Raw genomic sequence first — 327 nt, forward strand, 5'->3', positions numbered from 1 at the left:
GCGCCGCCTCCAGGCCGCCGGCCTGCCGGGCCAGCAGCAGCCCGAGGCTCAGCCGGATCTCCGCCGACAGCCGCCCGGACAGCCGGTCGCCGGACAACAGCCCTTCGAGGGTCGCGACGACCTCCGCCTGCGACACGCCGTTCGCGGCCACGGAAGCCAGCTTCGCCGCCAGTCTGTCCACATCGGACGGATCGAGGTCCGGCCCGGCCAGCAGCGCGCGCAGCAGGCCGATCGCGGTCGCCGGGTCCCCCGCCTCGATCGCGCGGTCGGCGGCGGCTTCGCCGTACCGCAACGCGTCGGCCGCGTTCCCCGCCTTCCGGCTGTGCT

At 76.5% G+C, this 327-nt stretch carries 1 pseudogene; it reads right to left on the reverse strand.

Going from position 1 to position 327, the window contains the following annotated elements:
* Positions 1–327 (reverse strand): annotated as a pseudogene (locus G3I65_RS41270) (LuxR family transcriptional regulator); the annotation flags it as partial.

Origin of the sequence: Amycolatopsis sp. SID8362 (genome assembly GCF_010550475.1) — a bacterium.
Lineage (GTDB): Bacteria > Actinomycetota > Actinomycetes > Mycobacteriales > Pseudonocardiaceae > Amycolatopsis > Amycolatopsis eburnea.